The organism is Candidatus Binatus sp. (genome assembly GCF_030646925.1).
Taxonomy (GTDB): domain Bacteria; phylum Desulfobacterota; class Binatia; order Binatales; family Binataceae; genus Binatus.
In genome coordinates, this window is sequence record NZ_JAUSKL010000043.1 from 1 (window position 1) to 2,932 (window position 2,932).

Genomic DNA, 2,932 nt, shown 5'->3' on the forward strand with positions numbered 1-2,932 from the left:
GGTTCCGGCCACCTCTCAGAAAAGACGAATTTTGCGACTTGTCAGGGAGGTCGAAAAGTGAGCCAAAAGTAAGCACAATTTCCGTCGACTTGACGACATTTCCTACATATGGTACAGTTCGTGCTTGTCCTGCCGAAAAAGGGGTTTCTTTCGGTCTGGTCGAGAAGGCTCTGTAGGTTACGGTTTAGCCATAAGGCAGTCGATGCTGGTTTCGTCAGTGACTGAAGCGGGGTCGATCTGCCGGGCGGATTTCGAAAGCCTCTGGCCTGCCGTCGGATTGAGGTCCGGTGAGAGGGTTGAGCTGTTACCTCCTTTCGGCGCGCACGAGAGCCAAAGACGCCGGGCCGCGGGGCCAGGCGCGCAGATTCTGTTTTCAAAACTGAGATCAGCTCAGGCTGATCTCGCAAACGGGGGAATAGGTAGTGGTAGAGCAACAAAGGAAGTTGGATATCGAGGTTTTGACGATTGGATCGTTGAAGCCGTACGCCCGCAACCCAAGGACTCATTCAGACAAACAGATCAACCAGATAGCGAGGAGCATTCGTCAGTTCGGGTTCACCAATCCGATTCTAATCGATCCTGAACTCGGAGTGATCGCGGGTCACGGTCGGATAGAGGCCGCCAAGCTGCTTGGCATCAGCGAGGTCCCGACCATCCGCCTGGATCATATGACGGAAGCGCAAAAGCGCGCGTACGTGATCGCCGACAATCGGCTGGCTGAAAACGCCGGCTGGGATCGCGAACTGCTGGCTCTGGAGCTGCAGTACTTGTCCGATCTCGAGCTGGACTTTGACGCGACCATTACCGGCTTTGACACGCCCGAGATCGACGTTTTGATTCAAGGGCTCAACCTCGACGGCACGAGCGATCAAACGGAAGAGATACCGGAAGTAGACAGGTCAGTGACGCCGGTGAGCCGGCTGGGTGACCTGTGGGAATTGGGCGATCATCGAGTGCTCTGTGCCGACGCGACCGAAGCAGCATCGTTCGATTATCTGCTTGAAGCGCAGCGAGCGCAGATGGTGTTTGTCGATCCGCCTTACAACGTACCAATCGACGGCCATGTCTGCGGCTTGGGCGCGATCAAGCATCGAGAATTTCAGATGGCCGCCGGCGAAATGTCCGAACCTCAGTTCATCGAGTTTCTGAAGACGACGCTCGGGCATTTAGCCACGTTCAGCATCGACGGCTCGATTCATTTCGTTTGCATGGACTGGCGACATTGCTTCGAGCTTACCTCGGCAGGTCGCGACGTTTACGATGAGCTAAAAAACCTCTGTGTCTGGAATAAGGACAATGGAGGAATGGGATCGCTCTACCGCTCGAAGCACGAATTGGTTTTCGTTTTCAAGCGTGGCTCTGCGGCTCACATCAACAATATCGAGCTGGGTCGTCATGGCCGGTATCGCACCAACGTTTGGGACTACGCCGGCATCAATACTATGCGCGCCGGTCGGATGGACGACCTGGCCATGCATCCGACGGTAAAGCCAACAGCCTTGGTCGCCGATGCGATTTTGGACTGCTCGACCCGCCGCGGGATCGTGCTCGACTGCTTTGGCGGCAGCGGAACGACCCTGCTAGCAGCGGAGAAGACCGGCAGACGAGCTTACCTGATGGAACTCGATCCGGCCTATGTCGATGTGACTATCCAGCGTTACCAGAAGCTTACGGGAAAAGTCGCAAATCACGCTGCGACCGGTGCGACCTTCGCGGATACACGGGCCGAGCGCGCCGAGAAAAGTCTCTAAGATTCACGAAACTCAACAGAAGGAAGGGGCGGGAAGATGGGATTAGCAGATCAAGTGGGTTTTGGCAGGCCGCCGGTGCATAGCCGGTTCAGAACAGGTTGCTCGGGAAACTCCAAGGGTCGTCCGAAGGGACGAAAAAACCTGCGTACCGAACTGACCGAGGTCCTGCAGGAAAGGATCACCGTCACCGAGGGCGATCGCAAGGTCACGATGTCCAAGCAGTGCGCGTTATTTAAGACTCTGGTAGCGAGAGCAATCAAGGGCGATGCCCGCTCTAACACGACCCTGTTAAACATTCTGTTTCGAGCCTATGGTTTTGAAGAGACGGCAATCGAGGTTGAGCCGCCGCTCGACGCCGCCGAGCAAGAACTGATTGCCGGCATTGAAGCTCGTCTTCTGGAAAAAGCTCAACCATCGCCGCAACCGAAAGCACGTGCAGCTGAAGTCCCTACGCCGGTTGAACCTTCGCCCGTAGTGCCGACTCCAGTAGCGCCTCCTGAAGAGTCGTACCGGTCGTGAGTGCGGAAGAGCGCCTGCTGATTAAATATAGGCTCCGCAATGATCTGTCGACGTTCATTCATCGGACATTTCTGACGGTAGCGCCTGCGCAACCCTATTTACGTAACTGGCACATCGACGCGATGGCGTATCACTTGGAGCAGTGCGCATCCGGCGCCATCAAGCGGCTGATAATTACGCTTCCGCCGCGCTATGGAAAATCGATCTGTGCTTCGGTGGCGTTTCCAGCCTTTGTTCTGGGCAGAGATCCGTCAAAGCGAATAATTTGCGCGAGCTACTCCGAGAATCTGGCCGGCAAGCATGCGGGAGATTGCAGGGCTGTCATGGAGTCTGATTGGTATCGGGGCGTTTTTCCTGGTACTAGGATCAGTCGCGACAAGAATACCGAACTCAACTACGTGACTACTCGCCATGGTTTCCGCTTTTCGACTTCCGTCGGTGGCACGCTGACCGGGCGGGGCGGAAACCTCATCATCATCGACGATCCGATCAATCCCGAAGGTGCGATGTCGGAAACCAAACGCGCGAGCGTCAACAATTGTTTCGACAGCACCCTCTACTCGCGCCTGGACAGCAAGCGTGACGACGTCATCATCTTGATCATGCAGCGCCTGCACCTCGACGATTTGGCCGGCTATGTGATGGCGCGGGAGCCCTGGGTG

Annotated in this window: 2 protein-coding genes and 1 pseudogene; all 3 read left to right on the plus strand. The window is 56.1% G+C overall.

Translation table 11 applies throughout. The features are described from left to right. Positions 1 to 443 precede the first annotated feature (443 nt). Positions 444 to 1,751 carry a DNA methyltransferase gene (locus Q7S58_RS07210; protein WP_304822705.1) on the plus strand — a complete coding sequence of 436 codons (1,308 nt, stop codon included), beginning with the start codon at positions 444 to 446 and terminating at the stop codon, positions 1,749 to 1,751. A 36-nt stretch (positions 1,752 to 1,787) separates the two neighbouring features. After that, on the plus strand, positions 1,788 to 2,270 hold the full coding sequence (locus Q7S58_RS07215) for a DUF5681 domain-containing protein (RefSeq protein WP_304822708.1): 483 nt from the start codon (positions 1,788 to 1,790) through the stop codon (positions 2,268 to 2,270). Then, positions 2,267 to 2,932 (plus strand): annotated as a pseudogene (locus tag Q7S58_RS07220) (terminase); the annotation flags it as partial. The gene Q7S58_RS07215 and the pseudogene Q7S58_RS07220, both read left to right, overlap by 4 nt.

Excerpts from the sequence above, each read along its gene's own strand:
- Q7S58_RS07215 (WP_304822708.1), top strand. The coding sequence starts at position 1,788 with ATGGGATTAGCAGATCAAGTGGGTTTTGGCAGGCCGCCGGTGCATAGC.